This is a genomic window from Salipiger mucosus DSM 16094 (genome assembly GCF_000442255.1).
GTDB lineage: Bacteria > Pseudomonadota > Alphaproteobacteria > Rhodobacterales > Rhodobacteraceae > Salipiger > Salipiger mucosus.
The window spans coordinates 77040-97355 of the sequence record NZ_KE557278.1 but is presented as its reverse complement, the minus strand read 5'-3'; the positions used below and the strand labels follow the sequence as shown (position 1 = coordinate 97355).

Here is a 20316-nt window from a genome sequence, read left to right as displayed (position 1 = left end):
ATCAGCCCTCCTGCCCGCCGCTGCGGGCCGGACCGCCCTGCACCGGCCGGATCGAGCCGCCGCCCGACTGCGACTGCCGCGCCATCTGCCCGATGGTGCGCGTCAGGGCGTGCAGGTCGGTGCGCAGCTCGGCCATGCTTTCCTGCCGGCCCGCCGACATCTCCTCGAGCAGGCGCAGCATCTGCACGTCGATCGAGCGCAGGCGCATCCGGCTCTCGGCGTCGAGCCCCTCGGTCTCCTTGCTCTCCAGCACCTCGACCAGCTTTTCCTGCCCCTCGGCGATCCGAGCCAGCGAGGTCGCGGAGGGCGACGTTGCCTCGATCCGCTCGGCCATGCGTTCGAGCGAATCCGCCAGCTGCCCGAGACGCGATTCGACCTCGGACCGGCCTTCCTCGGACTGGGCGAAGAGCAGGTTGAGCCGCTCCATCTGGTCGTTCATCTGGTCGAGCATCGCGCCCACGACACCGGCCTCGCCGCCGCCCTCGCCGTCACCGGAGAGCGACAGCTTGGTGATCGAACTCAGCCATTCCTCGAGCTCGCGGTAGAAGCGGTTCTGCCCATGCCCGGCAAAGAGCTCGAGCAGCCCGACGATGAGCGAGCCCGCGAGGCCCAGCAGTGACGAGGCGAAGGCCACCCCCATGCCGCCGAGTTGGGCTTCGAGGCCGGACATCAGCCGCGAAAAGGTCTCGACCCCGGTCTCGCCCGCCTGCGGGGCGAGGCTGCGGATGGTATCGACCAGCGCGGGCACGGTGGTCGCAAGGCCGTAGAAGGTGCCCAGCAGCCCGAGGAAGATCAGCAGAGACACGATGTAGCGCGTGATTTCGCGCGCCTCATCGATGCGGGTGGCGACCGAATCGAGGATCGAGCGTGTCGAGGTCGTGGTGATCTGCATCCGCCGGTCGCGGCGGCGCAGCAGGGCGGCCAGCGGCGCCAGCAGACGCGGCGCCTGGGCGCCGGCGTCGCGGTCCTGGGCAAAGCTCTCGATCCAGCGGACCGACTGCACCAGCTGCGCCACCTGCAGGAAGCAGGCGATCACGCCCAGCGCGAAGACGAAGAGAATGAAGCCGTTGAGATAGGGGTTGGCCTCGAACACCGGCAGCACCCGCGGCAGCGCCAGGAAGGCGCCCGCGCCGCACAGCCCGAGCACCGCCAGCATCAGGAAGATCTGGCGGAAGGGCTGGCTGAAATGGGGCTGGGCCTCGAAGTCGGGCCGGTCCATCGGGGACAAGGCGACACCTTACGATAACGTCATGGAGAGCCTAGGGATTCGGCCCGTTCAAGCCAAGCCGTTATCCACAAGCGCCCGGACACGCGAGGCCAACCAGTGCAGTTCGGCGTCTGGAATGCCCAATTCGTCGAGATGTGTTGCCGTATTGTAGAGATATTCGGGATTCGGCCCCATTCCCCCGATCGCCCCGGCGATCGTGCGGGCCTGGTCCTCGAGCGGCATCCCACCGCAATACTGCACGTGGTCGGGGTCGATGACATAGGTCACCGCCTCGATGCGCGCGCCGGTGGAGAGGTCCACCGGCAACACCTTCTCGATGTAGGCCGAGGAGACCAGCTCGCGCTCGCGCAGGTATGCCAGCGTCGCGTCCTCGCTGCCGGGGGCGGCGCGCAGGGCCAGCCCCTCGCAGACCGAGCCCTCGTGCGCGTCGAGCGCCAGCACCAGGCCGGGGCGGTCGTCGGTGCCGCGGTGGTGTATCGAGCGCATGCAGAAGCTGCGGTGGTAGTCCGGCAGACAGGCATGGGCACGCTCGGCCACCTCGAAGCCGGGATTCCACAGCAGCGATCCGTATCCGAACACCCAAAGCGCCATCGTCTGGTCCTTTCCTGTCGCGGGCTGTAAACACCATCGCGTTCGACCATGAAAGGGGGCGCCGCGGTGAAACGTCTGGCACTGATCGTGATCGCGGCGGGACTCGCATGGTCCGGCTACTGGTTTTTCGCCGCCTGGAGCCAGCGCGCGGCCATCGAGGACTGGTTCGAGGCGCGCCGCGACGACGGCTGGGAGGCCTCCTACGAGTCGCTCGCGATCCGCGGTTTTCCCAACCGGCTGGACGCCAGCTTCGAGGGGCTGATCCTGGCCGATCCCGAGACCCGCATCGCCTGGGAGGCCCCGTTCTTCCAGGTCCTGCGGCTGGTCTACCGCCCGGGCCACGAGATCCTTGTCTGGCCCGAGCGCCAGAGCCTCTCGACCCCCGAAGGCCGCTACGAGATCGCCTCGCAGAGCCTGCGCGCGAGCCTCGTGCACGACGGTCCGCGCGTGATCCGTGCGAACACCGAGGCCGAGGTGCTGAACGTCTCGGGCGACATGACGCTGGCCCTGGCGGGCGTGACCGGGGCTGTGTCGCAACTCGAAGGGCAGGACAGCACCTATCGCGTGGCGGTCAACGCCGACTCGGTGGCGACCGAGCATGGCGACCTGGGCGGGCTCGACGCCGGGCCCGACGGGCTGCGGCTCGACGCCGAGGTCACGCTGGCCGAGCCGCTCGAGGTCTCGGGCGGCGAATTGCCCGACCCGACCGCCATCGACCTGCGGCTTGCCGAGTACCGCATGGGCGAGCTGCGGCTGAAGCTCGCGGGCGCGGTCGAGGTGGACCGCGCAGGATATCTCGACGGGCGGATGACGGTGCAGGCCGAGAACTGGCGCGAGTTGATCGAGGTCGCGCGCGAGGCGGGGCAACTGCCCGGCGCGCTGGCCGGGGCGCTCGAGGAGGCGCTGTCGCTGGTGGCGGGGCTATCGGGCAATTCCGGCACACTGGACCTGCCGCTGGAGTTTCGCGGCGGCCGCACCTGGATGGGGCTGATCCCGCTGGGCGAGGCGCCGCGCCTGCGCTGAGGGGACGGCCAAATCCCTTCAAAGGAATTTTCAAGAGTCTTCGAAGACTTTTGGCTCCACCGCGGGGCACAGGCACCTTGCGCCCGGGGCGCTTCCCCGAAAGACTGACCCTCATGAGCGATACCCTGATGTCGCGGATCGAGGCGCGGCGCGACGAGCTTGTCGCGCTGACGCAGGAGCTGATCCGCATTCCCACCCTGAACCCGCCCGGCCGTCACTACCGCGACATCTGCACCCATCTGGAGGCGCGGCTCGCGGCGCGCGGCTTTGCCTGCGAGCTGGTCCGCGCCGAAGGCACGCCCGGCGACAGCGACACATACCCGCGCTGGAACCTCGTCGCCCGGCGCGAGGGCACGCGGCCCGGCGACTGCGTGCATTTCAACTCGCATCACGACGTGGTCGAGGTCGGCCAAGGCTGGACCCGCGATCCTTTCGGCGGCGAACTCGACGGCGACCGGATCTATGGCCGCGGCTCCTGTGACATGAAGGGCGGGCTCGCCGCCTCGATCATCGCGGTCGAAGCCTTTCTCGAGGAACACCCGGGCCACGCCGGCGCCATCGAGATCAGCGCCACCGCAGACGAGGAATCCGGCGGCTACGGCGGCGTGGCCTACCTGGCGGAACGGGGCTACTTCGACCCCGCCCGTGTGCAACACGTCATCATCCCCGAGCCGCTGCAGAAGGACCGCATCTGCCTTGGTCATCGCGGCGGCTGGTGGGCCGAGATCGAAACGCGGGGCGAGATCGCGCACGGCTCGATGCCCTTCCTCGGCGACTGCGCGGTGCGCCACATGGGCGCGGTCCTGGCGGCATTCGAGGACAAGCTCTACCCCGCACTCGCCTCGCGTTTCACCGAGATGCCGGTGGTGCCCGACGGCGCGCGGCAATCCACCATGAACATCAACTCGATCCACGGCGGCCAGGCCGAGCCCGCCCCCGGCGACACCAGCCTGCCCGCGCACTGCGTGCCGGACAGCTGCCGCATCGTGATCGACCGGCGCTTCCTGATCGAGGAGGGGCTGGAAGCGGTCCAGTCCGAGATCACCGGCCTGCTCGAGGCGCTCAAGGCCGAGCGACCGGGCTTCGACTACGAGATCCGCGAGCTGAACCGGGTCATCCCCTCGATGACCGACCGCGACGCGCCCGTCGTCACCACCGTCGGCCGAGCCGTGCGCGAGGTGCTGGGCTGCGAGGCCGCCCATGTCGCCTCGCCCGGCAGCTACGACCAAAAGCACATCGACCGGATCGGGCGGCTGCGCAACTGCATCGCCTACGGGCCGGGCCTGCTGGAATTGGCGCACAAGCCCGACGAATGGGTTGGCGTCACCGATATGCTCGACAGCGCAAAGGTCATGGCACGCAGCCTCGAGCATCTGCTGACCGGCTAGTGCGCGACACACCGTCCGGTTGCGCCGGGTGGCGGAATTACGCAGTATGCGGGTACGTCAACGAGTAAGCTGTTCATGAAACTCTCGAAATTCACCGACTACGCCATGCGCGTGTGCCTCTACCTCGGCGCGCATGACGACCGGCGCGTCTCCATCGCGGAAATCGCCAAGGCCCACGACCTGTCCCATGCCAACCTGATGAAGGTGGTGCAGCAGCTCGTCGAAGGCGGTTTTCTCAAGAGCACGCGCGGCCGCCTTGGCGGCGTGCAACTGGCGCGCGAGGCCTCGGCAATCCGCGTGGGCGACGTTGCCCGCCACATGGAGGGCTGCGGCATGATGGTCGACTGCGCGTCCTGCATCCTGCAAGCCAATTGCGGCCTGGTCCCGGTGCTCGCCAAGGCGCAACGCGCCTTCTTCGCCGTGCTGGACGAGGTAACGCTGGAGGAGGCGGTCCACGCCCATCCGGCCACCGTCGGCATCCTTCAGGCCGGCGCACCGCCGGCCAAGGCCGCCGGCTGACGCCGGTTCAGACCACCGCGATATTGTCGATCAGCCGCACGCCGTCGAGCCAGGCCGCGACCAGAAGCCGTGCCGGCCGCTCCGGCGTCTCCAAAGGCGCGAGGTCTTCCGCACCGCGCAACTCGAGGTATTCCAGCCGCTCGAACCCCGCGCTGATCAACCGCCGCTCCGCCGCCTCGCGCAGCGCACCAAGCGCCTCTCCCGCGCGCAGGGCCGCCGCGGTCTCGACCAGAACCGCGTGCAGCTCGGGCGCCTGCCGGCGTGCCTCGGGCGAAAGCCGGACGTTGCGCGACGACAGCGCGAGCCCGTCCGCCTCGCGCACCGTGGGGCAGCCCACCACCTCGATCGGGATGTCGAGATCCGCCGCCATGCGCCGCACGACCTGCAGTTGCTGGTAGTCCTTTTCCCCGAAATAGGCGCGGTCCGCCCCGGTCTGCAGGAATAGCTTGGGCACGACGGTGGTCACCCCGTCGAAGTGCCCGGGCCGGTGCGCGCCGCAAAGCCCCTCGGTCAGCCCCGCGACCAGGACGGTGGTCGCGAAGCCCTCGGGATAGATCTCGCCCGGGCCGGGGACGTAGATCACGTCGACATCAAAGGGAGCGAGCTTTTGCGCGTCCGTTTCCTCGGTGCGCGGATAGCTCTCGAGGTCCGCCGGGTTGTTGAACTGGCGCGGATTGACGAAGATCGTCACGATGACGCGGTCGCACTCCGCCTGCGCCGCCTCGACCAGGCTCAGATGCCCGGCGTGCAGCGCGCCCATGGTCGGGACCACGCCCACGCGCGCACCGTCCCGTTTCCAGCCGGCCACGCGCTCGCGCAGCGCGGCCTTCTCGCGCAGGATCGGCGCGGTCATGAGCGTTTCTCCGGCGCGGCATCGGCAAAGGCATGCTCGGGCCCCGGGAACTGCCGCGCGCGCACCTCCTCGGCATAGGCGGCGACGGCGGCCTCGGCCTGCTCGCCCAGGGTGGCGTAGCGCTTCACGAATTTCGGCTTGAAGGCGGTGAAGAGCCCCAGCATGTCGTCCACCACAAGGATCTGCCCGTCGCAGGCTGCCGAGGCGCCGATGCCGACGGTCGGCACGGGGACTGCGCGGGTGATCTCGTCGGCCAGTCCCTCCGGCACCTTCTCGAGCACCACGGCAAAGGCGCCCGCCTCGGCAACCGCATGGGCATCGGCGCGCAGCTGCGCGCCCGCCGCCCCGCGGCCCTGCACCCGGTAGCCGCCCAGCGTGTTGACCGACTGCGGGGTCAGCCCGACATGCGCCATGACCGGAATGCCGCGCGCCACGAGGAAGGCGATCGTCGGCGCCATGGTCACCCCGCCCTCGAGCTTGACGGCGCCGGCGCCGGTCTCGGCCATCAGCCGGGCGGCGTTGCGATAGGCCTCTTCCGGGCTCGCCTCGTAGCTGCCGAAGGGCAGGTCCACGACCATCATCGCCTTCGACAGGCCCCGACGCACCGCCTGGCCGTGCAGGATCATCATCTCCATGGTGACGCCGAGTGTCGAGGGCAGCCCGTGCAGCACCATACCCACCGAGTCGCCCACCAGCACGAAATCGCAATGCGGGTCCAGGACCTGCGCCATGGGCGTGGTATAGGCCGTCAGGCTCACCAGCGGCGCGCCGCCCTTGCGGGCTCGGATATCGTCGGGCATGGGGGCCGACACCTTGGCCGATGCGCTCATTGCCGCCTCCTCTCGTCAACAAGGTTGCCGCCATCTACCAGCCACGCCGCCCCTGATCCAGCCCAAGGCATCCCCTGCCCCCGACTTGAAAGCCCTGCCTGTTTCGGCTCAAGGTCAACACGACGGCGGCCAGACCGACCGCCCCGACAGGAGATCGACCATGACCCGCCTTCGCGCCGCGCTTCCCGCGCTGCTGCTGACCGGCAGTGCCGCCCTCGCCCAGCAGCAGACCGACCTGACCGTCGCGCTGCAGCTCGAACCGCCGCACCTCGACCCGACCTCGGCCGCGGCCGGCGCCATCGACAGTGTGCTCTACGCCAATGTCTTCGAGGGCCTGACCCGCTTCGCCGAGGACGGCTCGGTGCAGCCGGCGCTGGCCGAAAGCTGGGAGATTTCCGACGACGGGCTGACCTATACCTTTACCCTGCGCGAAGGCGTGAGCTTTCACGACGGCTCGGAAATGGACGCCTCGGACGTGAAGTTCACCCTCGACCGGGCCCGCGACGAGGACAGCCTGAACGCGCAGAAGGCCCTCTTCGAGGCGATCTCCGACGTGACCGTCGTCGACCCGCGCACGGTCGAGGTCACCCTCTCGCAGCCCGAGGGCAACTTCCTGTTCAACATGGCCTGGGGCGACGCGGTGATCGTCGCCCCCGAAAGCGTCGAGGACATCAAGCAGACGCCCGTGGGCACGGGTCCCTTCATCTTCGAGGATTGGGTGCAAGGGGATCGGATCGAGCTTTCGCGCAACCCCGCCTACTGGGGCGAGGCGCCCACGATCGAGGAGGCGACCTTCCGCTTCATCTCGGACCCGACCGCTGCCTATGCCGCGATGATGGCGCAGGACATCGACGTCTTCGCCGGCTACCCCGCCCCCGAGAACCTGCCCCAGTTCGAGGCCGACCCGCGCTTCCAGGTACTCGTGGGCTCGACCGAGGGCGAGACGATCCTCGCCATGAACAACGGCGCCGAGCCCTTCGACAACCCGCAGGTGCGCTCGGCCGTGGCGCATGCCATCGACCGGCAGGCGATCATCGACGGCGCCATGTTCGGCCAGGGCACGCCCATCGGCACGCATTTCGCGCCGCACAATCCCGATTACGTCGATCTTCTCGACCTCTCGCCCTACGACCCGGAAGAGGCCAGGCGCCTGCTCACCGACGCGGGCTACCCCGAAGGCTTCACCACCACGCTCAAGCTGCCGCCGCCGTCCTATGCCCGCCGGGGCGGCGAGATCATCGCGGCCCAGCTGCGCGAGATCGGCATCGAGACGCAGATCACCAACCTGGAATGGGCGCAGTGGCTCGAGGAGGTCTTCCGCGGCAAGGACTTCGGCCTGACCATCGTCAGCCACACCGAACCCTTCGACATCGGCATCTACGCGCGGCCCGACTACTACTTCCAGTACGGCAAGCCGGCCTTCGTCGAGATCATGGACGAGCTGTCGGCGACCACCGACCCAGAGGCCCGCTCGGAGCTTCTCGCCCGGGCGCAGACCATGATCGCCGAGGATCACGTCAACGCCTACCTCTTCCAGCTGGCCTTCCCCACGGTGGCCGACGCCCGGGTCGAGGGGCTCTGGCGCAACCAGCCGACACAGGCGACCGACCTCACCGAGGTCCGCTGGGCCGACTGACCGGCCCCGGCCGGCCCCCGGCTCAGCCCCGGGGCCGCCATCGCGGCAGCGGCAGCACCGAGATGGCGACGCCGCCCAGCACAAGCCCCGCGGCCGCCAGCAGCGCGGGGCTCACCCCCTCGCCCAGCACGATCACGCCACCCAGCGCGGCGATCACCGGCACCGTCAGCTGCGCCACCGCCGCCACCGTGCCGGGCAGTTGCGGCAGCACGGAATACCACAGCGCATAGCCCAGACCCGAGGTGACCGCGCCCGAGACCACCGCCAGCACGATCCCCGCGCCGGTCATTACGATGTCGGAGGGCGAGGGCACGACCACCGCGCCGATGAAGAGCCCCAGCGGCGCCGCCAGCACGAAGTTCGCCGCGGTCGAGAACAGGGGATCCCGCGCCTTGCGCCCGGCCAGCGAGTAGACGCCCCAGCCAAGCCCCGCGGCCGCCATCGTCAGCCCGTGGCGCAGGCTCACCACCGCATCGGCCCCGGGCCAAAGCAGCCAGCTCAGTCCCGCGAAAGCCAGCACCGCACCGATCCAGCGCCGCGCCGGGGGCCGCTCGCCGCCCAGCAGGGCACCGGCGAACATCGTGACCTGCACGACGCCGAAGAGGATCAGGGCCCCCGCGCCGGCGTCCAGCGCCACGTAGGCCGCCGAGAACCCGTAGATGTAGAGCAGCAGCCCCGCCACGCCCGGGATGCGCCCCGGGCCCGCGACCGTCTCGCGCCGCCGCAGCACCAGCGCGAGCACGAGCAGCACCCCGGCACCCGACAGCAGCCGGATGGTGCCGAAGGCTTCCGGCCCGATCCCCCCGCCCGCCAGCGCGGCGCGGTTCAGCACCGAGTTGGCGGCGAAGGCCATCATGGTCAGGGCGGTGAGCAGGAACAGGCGCATGCCCCTTCCCTAGCCCGCGCCGCGTCCCGACACCAGCGCGGCGCCCGCGCCCGTCGCTTCTTCTTGTTCCAAATACGCACAAGCGGCCGGCGGCCGGGCAGACCGCCGGATCAGGCGACCATCTTCTCGGCGCGCTTGAGATCGACCGAGACCAGCTGCGACACGCCCTGCTCCTGCATGGTCACCCCGAAGAGCCGGTCCATCCGCGCCATGGTCACCGCATGGTGCGTGATGATGAGGAACCGCGTCTCGGTGCGGCGGCACATTTCGTCCAGCAGGTCGCAGAAGCGCGTGACGTTGGCGTCGTCCAGCGGCGCGTCCACCTCGTCGAGCACGCAGATCGGCGCCGGGTTCGCCAGGAACACGGCAAAGATCAGCGCCAGCGCCGTCAGCGTCTGCTCGCCGCCCGAGAGCAGCGAGAGCGTCGAGAGCTTCTTGCCCGGCGGCTGGCACATGATTTCGAGCCCGGCTTCGAGCGGGTCGTCGCTCTCGACCATCACGAGGTTCGCCTCACCGCCGTTGAAGAGGTGCGTGAAGAGCATCGAGAAGTTGCTGTTCACCTGCTCGAAGGCGGTCAGCAGCCGCTCGCGGCCCTCGCGGTTGAGGCTCGCGATGCCCGAGCGCAGCGTGGCGATCGCCTCCTCGAGGTCCTCTTTCTCCGAGACCAGGGTGTCATGCTCGGTCTGGACCTCGCGGGCGTCCTCCTCGGCGCGCAGGTTGACGGCGCCCAGCGCGTCGCGCTGGCGCTTGAGCCGGTTCACCTCGGCCTCGATCTGCTCGGCCTCGGGCATGGCCTCGGTGTCGGCATCCAGCCGGTCCAGCAGCTGCGCCGGCGTCGTTTCCTGCTCCTCGGCGATCCGCTCTGCGGCCGCCGCGACCGTCTCGCGCGCGGCCTCGACGCGGGCCTCGGCCCGGGCCCGCGCCTCGCGCGCCTCCGAGGCCGTGCGCTCGCAGTCGCGCTCCGCCGCCACCGCCTCGCGCAGCGCCGCTTCGGCGGCGGCAAGCGCTTCCGAGGCGGCGTTGCGCCGCGCCTCGGCCTGCTCGATCGACACCACGAGGTCCGCGCGCTCCTCGGCCAGCGCCTCGGGCACCTCGGCCGCCTCGGCCAGTTCCGCCTCGCTGGTCTCCTTGCGCTCTGCCAGTTCGGCAGCCCGCTTTTCTGCGGTCTCCAGCCGGTGACGCCACCCCGAGAGGTCCTTGGCGACCTGCTGCGCGCGGGCCTTGCGCTGCTCGCCCTCGCGGCGCAGCTCGTCGTGGGCCGAGCGGCGGGCCATCATGGTCATCCGGGCCGCCTCGACCGTCATCTTGACGTCTTCCAGCTCGGCCCGGGCGTCCTCGAGATCATCCAGCTCGGCCACGCCCCGCTCGGCCTCGAGCAGTTGCTTCCGCGCCGTGGTCGCCTCGTCCTCGTGGCGCGTCACGGCCAGTTCCGCGCTCTCCAGCCGTGTCTCGGCCATGTTGCGGTCGGCCTCGGCGCGGTTCAGCGCCCGGCTCGCCTCGTTCATCGCCTGGTCGGCGGCGCGGCGCGCCTCGCGCGCGGCCTTGTCGGCCTGCGTGAGCTCATCGAGTTGCGCCACCAGCGCCTCGTGTACCGAGCGCATGCCGTCGACGCGGGCCGTGGCCTCGGCCATCTCCTGCTTCAGCGCCTCCAGCTTGTTGAGCTGTTCCAGCCGCAGCGCCGCCGCCGAGGGCTGATCCTCTGCCCAGGCGCGGTAACCATCCCAGCGCCAGAGGTCACCCTCGAGGCTCACCAGCCGCTGGCCCGGCCGCAGCAGCGGCTGCAGCCGCGCACCATCCTCACCCGCGACGAGCCCCACCTGGCTCATGCGCCGCGCGAGCACGTCCGGAACAGAGACGTGGTGCGTCAGCGCCGTCACCCCGTCAGGCAATGGCTGGTCGGTCTCGTAGGCCGCGAGCCGGGTCCAGCCCGTCGGCCCGTCGGATTCGACCTCGGGCGCGCGCAGATCGTCGGCCAGCGCCGCGCCAAGCGCCTTCTCAAATCCCTGCTCGACCTGCAGCCGATCAAGGATCTGCCCGCCCTCGGCCGTGTCGCGCTCCACCAGCCGCGCCAGCGCCGTGACCTCGGCGCGCAGCGCGTTGAACTCGCCCTCGGCCTCGGCGCGCTCTCCGCGTGCCTCCGCCTCGCGGCCCTGTGCATCGACGCGGGCCGCATCGGCCTCGGAAAGCGCGGTCTCGGCCTCCTCGGCGGCGGCCTGCGCCTCTTCGGCGGCGGCCTGCGCCTCCTCCATGGCCTCGGCGGCACCGTCACGCGTGGCGCGTGCCGTCTCGACACCCTCGCGGGCCTTGGTCGCAGCCTCCTCGTGGCGCCCCAGGGTCTTGCGGGCATCCGCCAGCAGGCGATGCGCCGAGTGGTGCCGGGCCGACAGGCGCGCCATGTCCTCGGTCCGCTGGGCGAGATCGGCCTCCTGCGCCTGCAGCACCGACGAGGCTTCGCTCGCGGCCTCGGACGCCTCGGAGAGCCGGTCCTCGTGGCCCTCGCCGGCCTTCTCCAGCTCACGCGCCTCCCATTCCAGTTGCGAGATGGTTTCGCCCGCGTCGTGGTTCAGCCCCGCCTCGCGGTCCATGTCGCGCGCGAGCTGCTCGATGCGGCGCTTGAGCGTGGCGATGGTCTCGGCGGCCCGGGTCTCCTGGTCGGCAAGCGCGTCGCGCTGCACCACCAGACGCTGCAGCACGGCTGCGGCGATGGCCTCTTCCTCGCGCAGGGGCGGCAGCCCCTCCTCGGCCTCGGCGCGGGCCTGCGCCGCGGCGCGCGCGGCGCTCTCGGCCTGCGAGGCGGCGGTGACGCGCTCGCGCAGCGCCGATTCCGCCAGCAGCCGCGCCGCGTCGGCGTCCTTCCAGCGGCGGTAGAGCAGCAAGCCCTCGGCGTGACGCAGGTCCTCGCCGATGGCACGATAGCGCGCCGCCTGCTTGGCCTGCCGCGCAAGCTGCGCCAGCTGGCCGGCGAGCTGCTCGATCACGTCGTCGACCCGCGTGAGGTTCGACTCGGTGTTCCTGAGCTTCAGCTCCGCCTCGTGGCGGCGCTGGTAGAGGCCGGAAATGCCTGCCGCCTCTTCCAGGATCCGGCGGCGGTTCTTGGGCTTGGCGTTGATGAGCTCGGAAATCTGACCCTGCCGCACCAACGCAGGCGAATGCGCCCCGGTCGAGGCGTCGGCGAAAAGCATCTGCACGTCGCGCGCGCGGGTGTCCTTGCCGTTGGTCTTGTAGGCCGACCCCGCGTCGCGGGTGATGCGGCGCACGATCTCGATGTGATCGGCCTCGTTGAACCCCGCCGGCGCGAGCCGGTCCGAGTTGTCGAGATGCAGGCTGACCTCGGCGAAGTTGCGCGCCGGACGCGACGAGGCGCCGGCAAAGATCACGTCCTCCATGCCCGCGCCGCGCATCGCCTTGGCGCGGTTCTCGCCCATGACCCAGCGCAGCGCCTCGAGCAGGTTCGACTTGCCGCAGCCGTTCGGCCCCACGACGCCCGTCAACCCGTCCGCGATGACGAGATCTGTGGGATCGACGAAGCTCTTGAAGCCTGTCAGCCTGAGTTTCGTGAACTGCACGTGCCTGCCCCGATTCCGGTGTTTTGAATATTTTGCCGGTCCGGGGCATTGCGAGTCAAACGCTTTGCTCTGCATATCGCGGCGGGTTGGCGGTTTTCCACAAGATATCGCGATGGCGCACGACCTTCGGCGCGCTTGACGGATTGTTCACTTCGGCTTTTCATCATTGGACAGGATTGGAGTCCCGTCATGGCGCTTGCCATCGCCCCCATATCGCCCCGCGATCCGCATGCCACGGCGCTGCTGCGGGCCAGCCACGCGCTCATGGAGTCGCTTTTCCCGCCCGAGGAGAACCACTTTCTCGACATCGACGCCCTCTGCGATCCCTCCGTGACGCTCTACGGCGCGCGCGAGGATGACGTCCTGCTGGGCTGCGCCGCCCTCGCCCGGGCCGAGGGCTACGCCGAGGTGAAGTCGATGTATGTCGCGCCCGAGGCGCGGGGTATCGGCGTGGCCCGGCGGTTGCTCATGCACCTTGAACGCGTGGCGGCGGAGGACGGGATTCCCCTGCTCCGGCTCGAGACGGGCGACAGGCTGGGCGCGGCGGTTTCGCTCTACGAGCGCGAGGGCTTTCTGCGGCGCGGGCCGTTCGGGAACTACCAAGCCAACGGCTCGAGCCTCTTCTACGAAAAGCCGGTGCAGCAGGCCGTCGCTCAGTAGCGGAAGCATTCCAGCGATGCACTGCCGCCCAGCCGCTCCGAATAGTGCGCATCCATAATCTCGCAGGCGATGGACCGGCTCCGCGGTTCCGGCGGGGCTGGCTCGCCGTCGCAGGAGAGGCCCATGAGCATCATCGCCGGGTCGCCGGTGACCCACTCCGGCGTGCATCCGGTTTCAAGGAAGACGGCCTTCTGCGCGCGGGCCGAGATCGCGTCGTAGCGTGCGGGCCACTCGGTATTCGTACGGATGACCTCGGCCATCCGGTCGCGAACGCGGATGGTAAAGGTGGATCCCTCCACGCTGCGCTCCATCGCCGGGGCGCCGCGGAACGCGGGGCTGGCCATGTCACAGGCAGCGCAGAGGGAGAGACACAGGAGAGAGAGGCGTGTCATGCGGCCAATCAATCCCAAAAGGCTTAAGCAGAGATTAATGCGAGCGCGATCAGGCGTCGCGAGTAGCAAGAAACCGTATGGCGACTTTCGATTTCGCCGAGAGCGTCACTCTTGCCGATCGCAGCGTGACGACGCCCCCTAAATTCCGGCGGTCGAAAAGGCGGTCGATCGCTTGGCAGCCGCCCGGACGGGGGACCGAGGACCCGCCCCCCCGGCCACTCAGAACTTCACCTCGACACCCGGCAGGTTCAGCGTCTTGAGCAGGTCGCGAAGCTCCTGCCGTGCCGCCACGTTCGAGATGTTGAGCTGCCGCACGCCCACGTCCTTGAGGTCGAGCAGCGTGAGTCCGCGCGGAAACAGTTCGCGAAACACCACGCGCTCGGAAAAGCCCGGCGCGATGCGAAAGCCGATCCGCCGCGAGAGACGCTCGAGCGCGCGTTCCATCTTCATCTTGTTGATCATCTGCTGCGCGCCGAGACGATTGCGCAGAACCACCCAGTCGATGGGAGAGAGCCCGGCCTTCGCGCGCAGCTGCCGGGCGCTCCAGACCATCTCGGAATAGACCGAGGGGCCGAGGATCGTCTCGCCGTCGTTGTCGATGCGGGCAAGCAGGTCGAAGTCGATGAAACTGTCGTTGAGCGGCGTGATCAGCGTGTCGGCCAGCGAATGCGCCACCTGGCTCAGCCGCGTATGCGAGCCGGGGCAGTCGATCAGGATGAAGTCGCAGTCCCGTTCCAGTTCGGCCACGGCCTTGGAGAGGCGATGATCGTAGGCGTTCTCGCCGGGCGCCAGGGCGGAGGGATCCGCCTCGGGCAGATCGATGTAGCGCGGCCCGGGCAGATCCATGCCCGAACTTTCGAGATAGCGCTGCCGGCTGTCGGCGTAGCGGCCCAGTGTCTTCTGCCGCAGGTCGAGGTCCAGCGCGCCCACAACGTGGCCCATCCGGGCCAGCGCAGTGGCGACGTGCATCGACACCGTCGACTTGCCGGCCCCGCCCTTCTCGTTCCCCACGACGATGATATGTGACACGCTACCCTCTTGCCCTTTTGACCACATGTGCACGCAAAATTGCGCTGACGGCACCGTATCTTGTGGGACTGCACAAGCATAGACGAAGCCGCCGCAGCGCGGCAGAGCCCGGGACAAGCGTGTTCCCGGCGCCGCAGCCCGGCCGGATGCGCACGAAAAAACCCGGCCGCGAGGCCGGGTTCTTGTCGTGTCGACGTGGGAGCCGCTCAGTGGAGCTTGGCGCCAACCTCGTCGATGGAACGGTCCACGAGCTGTGCCCGCTGGTCCGGGGTCATCTGCTGCGCGATCACGTCCTTGGACGCAGCCACGGCCACGGCCGCCGCCTGGTCGCGCACGTCGCGGATGGCAGCTGCCTCGGCCGAAGCGATCTGGTCCTCGGCCGCGGCCATGCGGCGCGCGATGCTCGCCTCGAGGTCCTTCTTGGCCTGAGCGGCCGACAGCTCGGCCTCGGACTTCGCCTGCGAGACGATACGGTCCGCCTGCTCCTGGACCTCGCGCTGCTTGCGCTCGTAGGACGCCAGCAGAGCCTGTGCCTCTTCGCGCAGTCCGCGTGCCTCGTCCAGCTCGCCGCGGATGTCCGTCGCGCGCTTGTCGAGCATCTTGCCCAGCAGGCCCGGCACCTTGAAGTAGACCAGGACCGCGAGGAAAAGCAGGAAGGCCAGCAGCACGACGAAGTCGGTGTTGCCCAGCGAGAAGAAGGGACCGCTGGCCGCCATCGCCGGGGTGCCCAGCGTCGCGGCTGCAGCGGGGAAGATGAGCTTGCGCATGTCGGTCACCCTTTCAGCCGGTTGTCGACGGCCGAGTCGATCGCGCTCTTGTCAGCCTGGTGGCCAAGCGCGGCCAGGATGGCCTCGGCGGTCTCCTTGGCGACGATCTCGACGTTCTGTGCGGCCGAATCGCGGATCTCGGCGATGGCCTTTTCCGACTCGGCAGCCTTGGCGGCGATGCGGGCATCGGCCTCCTGGGTCGCTTCGTCGAGCTGGGCCTTGATCTCGGTGCGGGTCTTCTCGCCGATGGCCTGGGCCTCGGCCCGTGCGTCGGCCAGCGCCTTCTGGTAGGCGGTCTCGGCCTCTTCCGCCTGGCGCTTGAGTTCTTCCGCCGCGGAAATGTCGTTCGTGATGGCGCCCTGACGCTCGGCCAGGACGGATGCGATCCGCGGCAGAGCGATGCGCGACAGCACGAAGTAGATCACCACCAGCGTGATGATCAGCCAAAAGACCTGGTTCGGGATCCAGTCCGCGCAAAGCTGCGGCATCCCGATGGCGGACCCTCCGGCATCGACGCAGGCGCCGGCTGCCTCGTGCCCTGTGGTTTCTGTCGCCATGTCGTCCTCCGTCGGAACGGTGTCGTTACATCGGGCGGGCCGTCAGAGACGGCACCGCCCGCGCGTAAGGATCCTGCGTTCCGTCGATCAGACGGCGAACATCAGCAGCAGGGCGATCAGGAACGAGAAGATGCCCAGTGCTTCGGCGAATGCGATGCCGATGAAGAGGGTCGCGGTCTGCGACGCCGCGGCCGAGGGGTTGCGCAGGGCGCCGGACAGGAAGTTTGCTGCCACGTTGCCCACACCAAGAGCGGCAAGACCGGTTCCGAGGCCTGCGATGCCGGCGCCGATGTGTGCGAGTTGTCCTTCCATGGGTGTCTCTCCTTACGATTGGAAGTTGGCTGTTTGAGGTGTTGCGGAGCGGCGGGCACAACGGCCCGGCCGCGGTATCAGTGATGCGGGTGCAGCGCGTCCTTGAGGTAGACGCAGGTCAGGATGGTGAAAACGTATGCCTGGATGAGCGCCACCATGACCTCGAGCCCGTACATCGCGGTGATCGCGACGATCGAAAGCGGCGAGACGACGGCCAGCGCTGCGAAACCGGCGAAGACCTTGATCACCGCGTGGCCCGCCATGAGGTTACCCGCAAGACGAATGGAGTGGCTGACCGGGCGCACGAAGTACGAGATGACCTCGATCACGGCAAGGATCGGGCGCAGCGCGAGCGGCGCGCTGGAGACCCAGAAGAGGCTGAGGAAGCTCTTGCCGTTCTTGATGAAGCCCAGGGCCGTCACGCCGACGAAGACTGCCAGCGCCAGCACGACGGTGACCGCGAAGTGCGACGTCACCGTGAAGCTCATCGGGATCAGCCCGAGGAAGTTGGCGAAGACGATGAACAGGAAGAGCGTGATGATGTAGGGGAAGTAGCGCAGCCCCTCCTTGCCGGTCACGTCCTCGACCATCTTGTAGATGAAGCCGTAGACCAGCTCGGCGACGGACTGGGCCCGCGAGGGGATCACCGCCCGGCGCGAGGTACCCAGAACCATCATCGCGACGATGCCGAGGATGGCGATCAGCATCCAGAGCGTCACGTTGGTGATGGTGAAGAGCCCGACTTCGCCGTGGCCGAAGAGCGGCTTGACGATGAACTGGTCCATCGGGTGGAAGACCAGCCCCCCTGCCTCGCCGCCGTGGGCCGCGGCGTCCGCGCCTTGCGCTGCTTCCATCTCAGTCGCCATGCCGATCCCTCTTCTCGTCTGTCGCGGCCTCGGCCGCGCTCGTCCTGTCCGTGGCCGTTTCGGCCTTTGTCCCGTTCCCGGCCTCGTCGGCCGGTGATTTTCCCTCGGCCGCCTCGGCCGTGGTCTGCAATTCATCGGCGGTGCGCATCATCACGCGAACACCCGCCACGATCCCCAGCACGGTGAACAGGACCATGAGCCACGGCGTCGTGCCGAGGAGCATGTCCAGCCCGTACCCGATGCCGAAGCCGATCCCAAGACCGGCGACCATCTCGGTCACCATCCGCCAGGCGACCTGGGCCTGGGAATAGTGCTCCTCCTGGTGCTTGCGGTCGCTGTCCCGGGCAGCCCGTGCCGCCGCGATCTTCGCCTCCAGCGCGTCCAGCCGCTGCTTTGGATCGGGATCGCTCACCCTCATCAGCCCCATCGGAGTTCCGCAGCTGTGCTATGCGGGGGAGCCCTCCGAGTCAAGCACCCGTGAGGCCGCATGGAAGGGGCGTCAAAGCACTGATATTCATCAATTTTCAGTCACGCAGGACATTCCCGCCCCGACCGCGCTTGTCACCTGATAGCGCAACCGGGCGACCGGACCATATTCAACTTGGCAGTTGAATATGGCAGACCGTGCTTGACCCCTCCCCGAGCCACGGTGCTTATGAGTCGATGCAACCCGACCTCGACACCGTCTTCGCCGCGCTGGCCGACCCCACGCGCCGCCGCATCCTCGCGATGCTGCTCGAGGACGACATGGCGGTGACCGACGTGGCAGAGCCTTTCGACATGTCGCTGGCGGCGATCTCGAAGCACCTCGCGATCCTCGCCGGCGCCGGCCTCATCAGCCAGGAGCGGCGCGGCCGCCTCAAGTGGTGCAAGCTGGAGCCCGATGCCCTGCGCGAGGCCAGCGTCTGGATGCAGGGCTTCGGCCAGTTCGAGGCGATCCACCTCGACGCCTTCGAGCGCTTCCTGTCGCGCGAACTGGGCGAACCGGGCGCGGAGTAGCGTCAGGATCCTTCGCGGCGTTCTGCAGATTCCCGGCAAGAGAGCCCGGGCGTCACTCCGGCTTGAGAAGCAGCGCCAGTGAGACCACGGTCGCCCCAACCCCGGCAAGCACCAGCGCCGGCGGCGTGCCCCGCCCCAGCGCGATCTCCCACAGGATGACCCAGGAAGGCACGAGGTAGGTATAGGCCATGACCTTGGCCGAGGGCAGCCGGAGCGCCGCGAACTGCAGCAGGACGAAGGTCGCCGCCGTCGCGGCGAGCGCAGTGTAGACGATGGTGATCCAGACGATGGGCGGAAGCGCGGCCCAGTCCGTCGCCCGCAGCTCGGGCCAGGCCCAGACCAGCAGCAGCACCGTGCCAGCCACCATGGTCCAGAGCGTGTAGACAAGCGCGGGCTCGCCGCGGTTGAGCCGCCGCACCATCGGCGCGTAGAGCGCATGCGCCGCGCAGCCCCAGAAGTAGATCGCCTCGCCCCGCCCAGGCGCGAAGGCCAGCAGGTCCGACAGGTCGGCGCGAAAGATCACCCAGAGCGCGCCCGCCGCGCCGATGCCCAGCGCGAGCGCCATGCGCGGCGTCGTCCGCTGCCGCACGATCCACCAGCCGAAGAGCGCGGCCATCGGCGGGGTCAGCGTGAAGACCGCCGCCATGGGCACCGGCTCTGCCGTCTCGAGCCCCGCGAACATCAGCACGAAGTAGGCGATCATCAACCCGCCGAGCACGAGGTAGCGCCAGGGCGCCTGCATCGAGGCGCGTGTGATCTTGCCGCTCGCGGCCGCGACGGTGCCCAGCACCGCCAGCGCCAGCACGAAGCGCACCGCGTTGAGCGCCGTCGGCGCGATCGACGGCGCGGCCATGGAGCCCAGCGAGAACGACCCCGCGACCAGCGCCGAGAAACCGAGCATCGCGAGATGCCCGCGCGTGGCTGGGCTCACCGCAGGCCCCGCTCGGCGGCGAAGGCCTTGAGATGCGACAGGAAGGCCTGGACCTTGGGTGTGCGGTGCAGGTCGACGTGGGTCACCAGCCAGAGCGGCGAGGTCCAGTCCTCCTGCGGCGGCAGGACCTGGACCAGCCCGCCGATACGCTCGGCCTCGGCCACCGACATGAAGCCCAGCCCCGCGCCCTGGCGCACCGCGTCTTCCTGCAGGCGGCTGTCCGGCACGCGGAAGACCAGCCGGTCGCGCGGGACACGCTCCATCAGCCAGCGATGGAAGGGCGCACGGGAATCGGGGTCGTCGTAGCCCACGAACCAGTGCTCGGGCAGTTCGGCCTCGCTCCGCAGCTTGCCGTGCTGCGCGATGTAGTCCTCCGAGCCGTAGAGCGCGATATCCTGCCGCGCAAAGCTCTGCACGACGTTGTCGGGCTCCTGCGGCGCGGCCCCGGCGCGCAGCGCCACGTGCGCCTCGCCGTATTCCAGCCGGAAGACCCGCGTGTCGGTCATGTAGCGCACCAGCACATCCGGGTAGAGCGCCCGGAAACTCGTGAGCGCTCCGATCATGAGCGGGGCGAAGTTGATCAGCGAGGTTACGAGAAGCTCACCCGACACGCCCTCGCCGCGGCCCTTGATTCGCCCCGAGAGCTGCTGGAACTGATCATCGGTGGTCTGTGCCACGCGGGCCAGGTCCTGCCCGGCCTCGGTCGGCGTGTAGCCGCGCGCGTGGCGCTGGAACAGCTTGACGCCAAGCCGCCCCTCGAGCGCGTCGATATGCCGGATCACCGTGGCATGGTGCACGCCGAGCACCTCCGCCGCCCCGCTGACCGTGCCCAGCCGCGCAACCTGGTAGGCGGTGCGGACCTCGTCCCAGTTCTCCATCCTGACCTCTGTGCGAACAACCACAAGTCGCAGCAGGAAGCGCCAGATCGTTCGGAATTGCAAGGAGCCGCGCGGCGCGATCCTCCGAAACGAAGACGACGCCCGGGGTCGGCCGGACGTCGTCCTGTCTGTCACGAACCCCGGGAACGGGTCCGCTCATTCGGCGGCGGTGGAACTCGAAGAGCTCGACGAATCCGATCCCGCGGCCAGCGCCGCTGCCGCGAGGAGCGCCCCGCCCGCGATGGCGAGTCCCTGCGTGTTTCCGGCACTGCCGTAGGCCAGCGCATATGGGTCGTCGTCTTCGACATCCGTGTCGCCATTGGCGTCCTGTGCCTGCGCGGCGGAGGTAGCAAGCATGCCGGCCAGCGCGGCCGATGCGAGAATATCCTTGAGCGTCATGTGAAA

Annotated in this window: 22 protein-coding genes; 6 read left to right on the top strand and 16 right to left on the bottom strand. The window is 69.1% G+C overall.

Annotation, left to right across the window (positions count from 1 at the left end; genetic code table 11):
• Position 1: 1 nt before the first annotated feature.
• Together SALMUC_RS16095 and SALMUC_RS16090 are read right to left on the bottom strand one after the other, a co-directional pair.
• Positions 2 to 1219: a motA/TolQ/ExbB proton channel family protein gene (locus tag SALMUC_RS16095; protein WP_020038574.1), complete on the bottom strand. Its 1218-nt coding sequence runs from the start codon at positions 1217 to 1219 to the stop codon at positions 2 to 4.
• Positions 1220 to 1276: 57 nt separating this feature from the next.
• Positions 1277 to 1819, bottom strand: a complete 543-nt coding sequence (locus SALMUC_RS16090) for a gamma-glutamylcyclotransferase (protein ID WP_020038575.1) — start codon at positions 1817 to 1819, stop codon at positions 1277 to 1279.
• A gap of 66 nt (positions 1820 to 1885) precedes the next feature.
• On the opposite strand from SALMUC_RS16090, the gene SALMUC_RS16085 reads away from it, so the two are divergent.
• The 3 genes from SALMUC_RS16085 (at position 1886) to SALMUC_RS16075 (ending at position 4749) form a co-directional block, all read left to right on the top strand.
• Positions 1886 to 2842: a DUF2125 domain-containing protein gene (locus tag SALMUC_RS16085; RefSeq protein WP_020038576.1), complete on the top strand. Its 957-nt coding sequence runs from the start codon at positions 1886 to 1888 to the stop codon at positions 2840 to 2842.
• A 113-nt stretch (positions 2843 to 2955) separates the two neighbouring features.
• Complete coding sequence (locus SALMUC_RS16080; RefSeq protein WP_020038577.1) at positions 2956 to 4230, top strand: acetylornithine deacetylase/succinyl-diaminopimelate desuccinylase family protein; 1275 nt, start codon at positions 2956 to 2958, stop codon at positions 4228 to 4230.
• Between the two features lie 75 nt (positions 4231 to 4305).
• The gene (locus tag SALMUC_RS16075) at positions 4306 to 4749 is read left to right on the top strand and encodes an RrF2 family transcriptional regulator (RefSeq protein WP_020038578.1); all 444 of its coding nucleotides are present in this window, start codon (positions 4306 to 4308) and stop codon (positions 4747 to 4749) included.
• A gap of 7 nt (positions 4750 to 4756) precedes the next feature.
• Here SALMUC_RS16075 and panC read toward each other — a convergent pair whose 3' ends face one another.
• Positions 4757 to 5602 carry a pantoate--beta-alanine ligase gene (gene panC, locus SALMUC_RS16070; protein WP_020038579.1) on the bottom strand — a complete coding sequence of 282 codons (846 nt, stop codon included), beginning with the start codon at positions 5600 to 5602 and terminating at the stop codon, positions 4757 to 4759.
• Positions 5599 to 6432 (bottom strand): 3-methyl-2-oxobutanoate hydroxymethyltransferase, encoded by an 834-nt coding sequence (gene panB / locus SALMUC_RS16065; RefSeq protein WP_020038580.1) that lies wholly within the window; start codon positions 6430 to 6432, stop codon positions 5599 to 5601. The genes panC and panB overlap by 4 nt, the downstream gene beginning before the upstream one ends.
• A 160-nt stretch (positions 6433 to 6592) precedes the next feature.
• Between panB and SALMUC_RS16060 the strand changes: the two genes are divergently transcribed.
• Complete coding sequence (locus tag SALMUC_RS16060; RefSeq protein ID WP_020038581.1) at positions 6593 to 8068, top strand: ABC transporter substrate-binding protein; 1476 nt, start codon at positions 6593 to 6595, stop codon at positions 8066 to 8068.
• A 22-nt stretch (positions 8069 to 8090) separates the two neighbouring features.
• On the opposite strand, the gene SALMUC_RS16055 is transcribed toward SALMUC_RS16060, so the two are convergent.
• Entirely contained in the window at positions 8091 to 8954 is an 864-nt protein-coding gene (locus SALMUC_RS16055; protein ID WP_020038582.1) for a DMT family transporter, read from the bottom strand.
• Between the two features lie 110 nt (positions 8955 to 9064).
• A complete protein-coding gene (smc, locus tag SALMUC_RS16050; RefSeq protein WP_020038583.1) occupies positions 9065 to 12520 on the bottom strand; it encodes a chromosome segregation protein SMC in 3456 nt (1151 codons plus the stop codon).
• Positions 12521 to 12709: 189 nt separating this feature from the next.
• Here smc and SALMUC_RS16045 point away from each other — a divergent pair, with 189 nt between their 5' ends.
• Positions 12710 to 13180 (top strand): GNAT family N-acetyltransferase, encoded by a 471-nt coding sequence (locus SALMUC_RS16045; RefSeq protein ID WP_020038584.1) that lies wholly within the window; start codon positions 12710 to 12712, stop codon positions 13178 to 13180.
• On the opposite strand, the gene SALMUC_RS16040 is transcribed toward SALMUC_RS16045, so the two are convergent.
• From SALMUC_RS16040 to SALMUC_RS16010, 7 genes are all read right to left on the bottom strand, one after another.
• Positions 13174 to 13479, bottom strand: a complete 306-nt coding sequence (locus tag SALMUC_RS16040; protein WP_021120514.1) for a hypothetical protein — start codon at positions 13477 to 13479, stop codon at positions 13174 to 13176. The two genes, SALMUC_RS16045 and SALMUC_RS16040, sit on opposite strands and share 7 nt — an antisense overlap.
• Positions 13480 to 13791: 312 nt before the next feature.
• A complete protein-coding gene (locus SALMUC_RS16035) occupies positions 13792 to 14601 on the bottom strand; it encodes a division plane positioning ATPase MipZ (protein ID WP_020038586.1) in 810 nt (269 codons plus the stop codon).
• A gap of 206 nt (positions 14602 to 14807) precedes the next feature.
• Positions 14808 to 15368, bottom strand: coding sequence for a F0F1 ATP synthase subunit B (locus SALMUC_RS16030; RefSeq protein ID WP_021120513.1), 561 nt, complete (start codon positions 15366 to 15368; stop codon positions 14808 to 14810).
• A gap of 5 nt (positions 15369 to 15373) precedes the next feature.
• A complete protein-coding gene (locus SALMUC_RS16025) occupies positions 15374 to 15925 on the bottom strand; it encodes a F0F1 ATP synthase subunit B' (RefSeq protein ID WP_020038588.1) in 552 nt (183 codons plus the stop codon).
• Between the two features lie 87 nt (positions 15926 to 16012).
• Entirely contained in the window at positions 16013 to 16237 is a 225-nt protein-coding gene (locus SALMUC_RS16020; protein WP_020038589.1) for a F0F1 ATP synthase subunit C, read from the bottom strand.
• A gap of 77 nt (positions 16238 to 16314) precedes the next feature.
• Positions 16315 to 17103, bottom strand: coding sequence for a F0F1 ATP synthase subunit A (locus SALMUC_RS16015; protein ID WP_020038590.1), 789 nt, complete (start codon positions 17101 to 17103; stop codon positions 16315 to 16317).
• Positions 17093 to 17530 carry an AtpZ/AtpI family protein gene (locus tag SALMUC_RS16010; protein WP_020038591.1) on the bottom strand — a complete coding sequence of 146 codons (438 nt, stop codon included), beginning with the start codon at positions 17528 to 17530 and terminating at the stop codon, positions 17093 to 17095. The genes SALMUC_RS16015 and SALMUC_RS16010 overlap by 11 nt, the downstream gene beginning before the upstream one ends.
• A gap of 236 nt (positions 17531 to 17766) precedes the next feature.
• On the opposite strand from SALMUC_RS16010, the gene SALMUC_RS16005 reads away from it, so the two are divergent.
• Positions 17767 to 18102 (top strand): ArsR/SmtB family transcription factor, encoded by a 336-nt coding sequence (locus tag SALMUC_RS16005; RefSeq protein ID WP_020038592.1) that lies wholly within the window; start codon positions 17767 to 17769, stop codon positions 18100 to 18102.
• Between the two features lie 52 nt (positions 18103 to 18154).
• On the opposite strand, the gene SALMUC_RS16000 is transcribed toward SALMUC_RS16005, so the two are convergent.
• From SALMUC_RS16000 to SALMUC_RS15990, 3 genes are all read right to left on the bottom strand, one after another.
• A complete protein-coding gene (locus SALMUC_RS16000; protein ID WP_281168862.1) occupies positions 18155 to 19033 on the bottom strand; it encodes a DMT family transporter in 879 nt (292 codons plus the stop codon).
• On the bottom strand, positions 19030 to 19911 hold the full coding sequence (locus tag SALMUC_RS15995) for a LysR family transcriptional regulator (protein WP_020038594.1): 882 nt from the start codon (positions 19909 to 19911) through the stop codon (positions 19030 to 19032). Before SALMUC_RS15995 ends, SALMUC_RS16000 begins: the two co-directional genes overlap by 4 nt.
• A gap of 156 nt (positions 19912 to 20067) precedes the next feature.
• Positions 20068 to 20310 (bottom strand): hypothetical protein, encoded by a 243-nt coding sequence (locus tag SALMUC_RS15990; RefSeq protein WP_020038595.1) that lies wholly within the window; start codon positions 20308 to 20310, stop codon positions 20068 to 20070.
• Positions 20311 to 20316: the final 6 nt, after the last annotated feature.

Excerpts from the sequence above, each read along its gene's own strand:
- SALMUC_RS16075 (WP_020038578.1), top strand. The coding sequence starts at position 4,306 with ATGAAACTCTCGAAATTCACCGACTACGCCATGCGCGTGTGCCTCTAC.
- SALMUC_RS16020 (WP_020038589.1), bottom strand. The coding sequence starts at position 16,237 with ATGGAAGGACAACTCGCACACATCGGCGCCGGCATCGCAGGCCTCGGA.
- SALMUC_RS16005 (WP_020038592.1), top strand. The coding sequence starts at position 17,767 with ATGCAACCCGACCTCGACACCGTCTTCGCCGCGCTGGCCGACCCCACG.
- SALMUC_RS16025 (WP_020038588.1), bottom strand. The coding sequence starts at position 15,925 with ATGGCGACAGAAACCACAGGGCACGAGGCAGCCGGCGCCTGCGTCGAT.
- SALMUC_RS16045 (WP_020038584.1), top strand. The coding sequence starts at position 12,710 with ATGGCGCTTGCCATCGCCCCCATATCGCCCCGCGATCCGCATGCCACG.
- SALMUC_RS16030 (WP_021120513.1), bottom strand. The coding sequence starts at position 15,368 with ATGCGCAAGCTCATCTTCCCCGCTGCAGCCGCGACGCTGGGCACCCCG.
- panC (WP_020038579.1), bottom strand. The coding sequence starts at position 5,602 with ATGACCGCGCCGATCCTGCGCGAGAAGGCCGCGCTGCGCGAGCGCGTG.
- SALMUC_RS16095 (WP_020038574.1), bottom strand. The coding sequence starts at position 1,219 with ATGGACCGGCCCGACTTCGAGGCCCAGCCCCATTTCAGCCAGCCCTTC.
- panB (WP_020038580.1), bottom strand. The coding sequence starts at position 6,432 with ATGAGCGCATCGGCCAAGGTGTCGGCCCCCATGCCCGACGATATCCGA.
- SALMUC_RS16090 (WP_020038575.1), bottom strand. The coding sequence starts at position 1,819 with ATGGCGCTTTGGGTGTTCGGATACGGATCGCTGCTGTGGAATCCCGGC.
- SALMUC_RS16060 (WP_020038581.1), top strand. The coding sequence starts at position 6,593 with ATGACCCGCCTTCGCGCCGCGCTTCCCGCGCTGCTGCTGACCGGCAGT.
- SALMUC_RS15995 (WP_020038594.1), bottom strand. The coding sequence starts at position 19,911 with ATGGAGAACTGGGACGAGGTCCGCACCGCCTACCAGGTTGCGCGGCTG.
- SALMUC_RS16015 (WP_020038590.1), bottom strand. The coding sequence starts at position 17,103 with ATGGCGACTGAGATGGAAGCAGCGCAAGGCGCGGACGCCGCGGCCCAC.
- SALMUC_RS16010 (WP_020038591.1), bottom strand. The coding sequence starts at position 17,530 with ATGGGGCTGATGAGGGTGAGCGATCCCGATCCAAAGCAGCGGCTGGAC.
- SALMUC_RS15990 (WP_020038595.1), bottom strand. The coding sequence starts at position 20,310 with ATGACGCTCAAGGATATTCTCGCATCGGCCGCGCTGGCCGGCATGCTT.
- SALMUC_RS16055 (WP_020038582.1), bottom strand. The coding sequence starts at position 8,954 with ATGCGCCTGTTCCTGCTCACCGCCCTGACCATGATGGCCTTCGCCGCC.
- SALMUC_RS16080 (WP_020038577.1), top strand. The coding sequence starts at position 2,956 with ATGAGCGATACCCTGATGTCGCGGATCGAGGCGCGGCGCGACGAGCTT.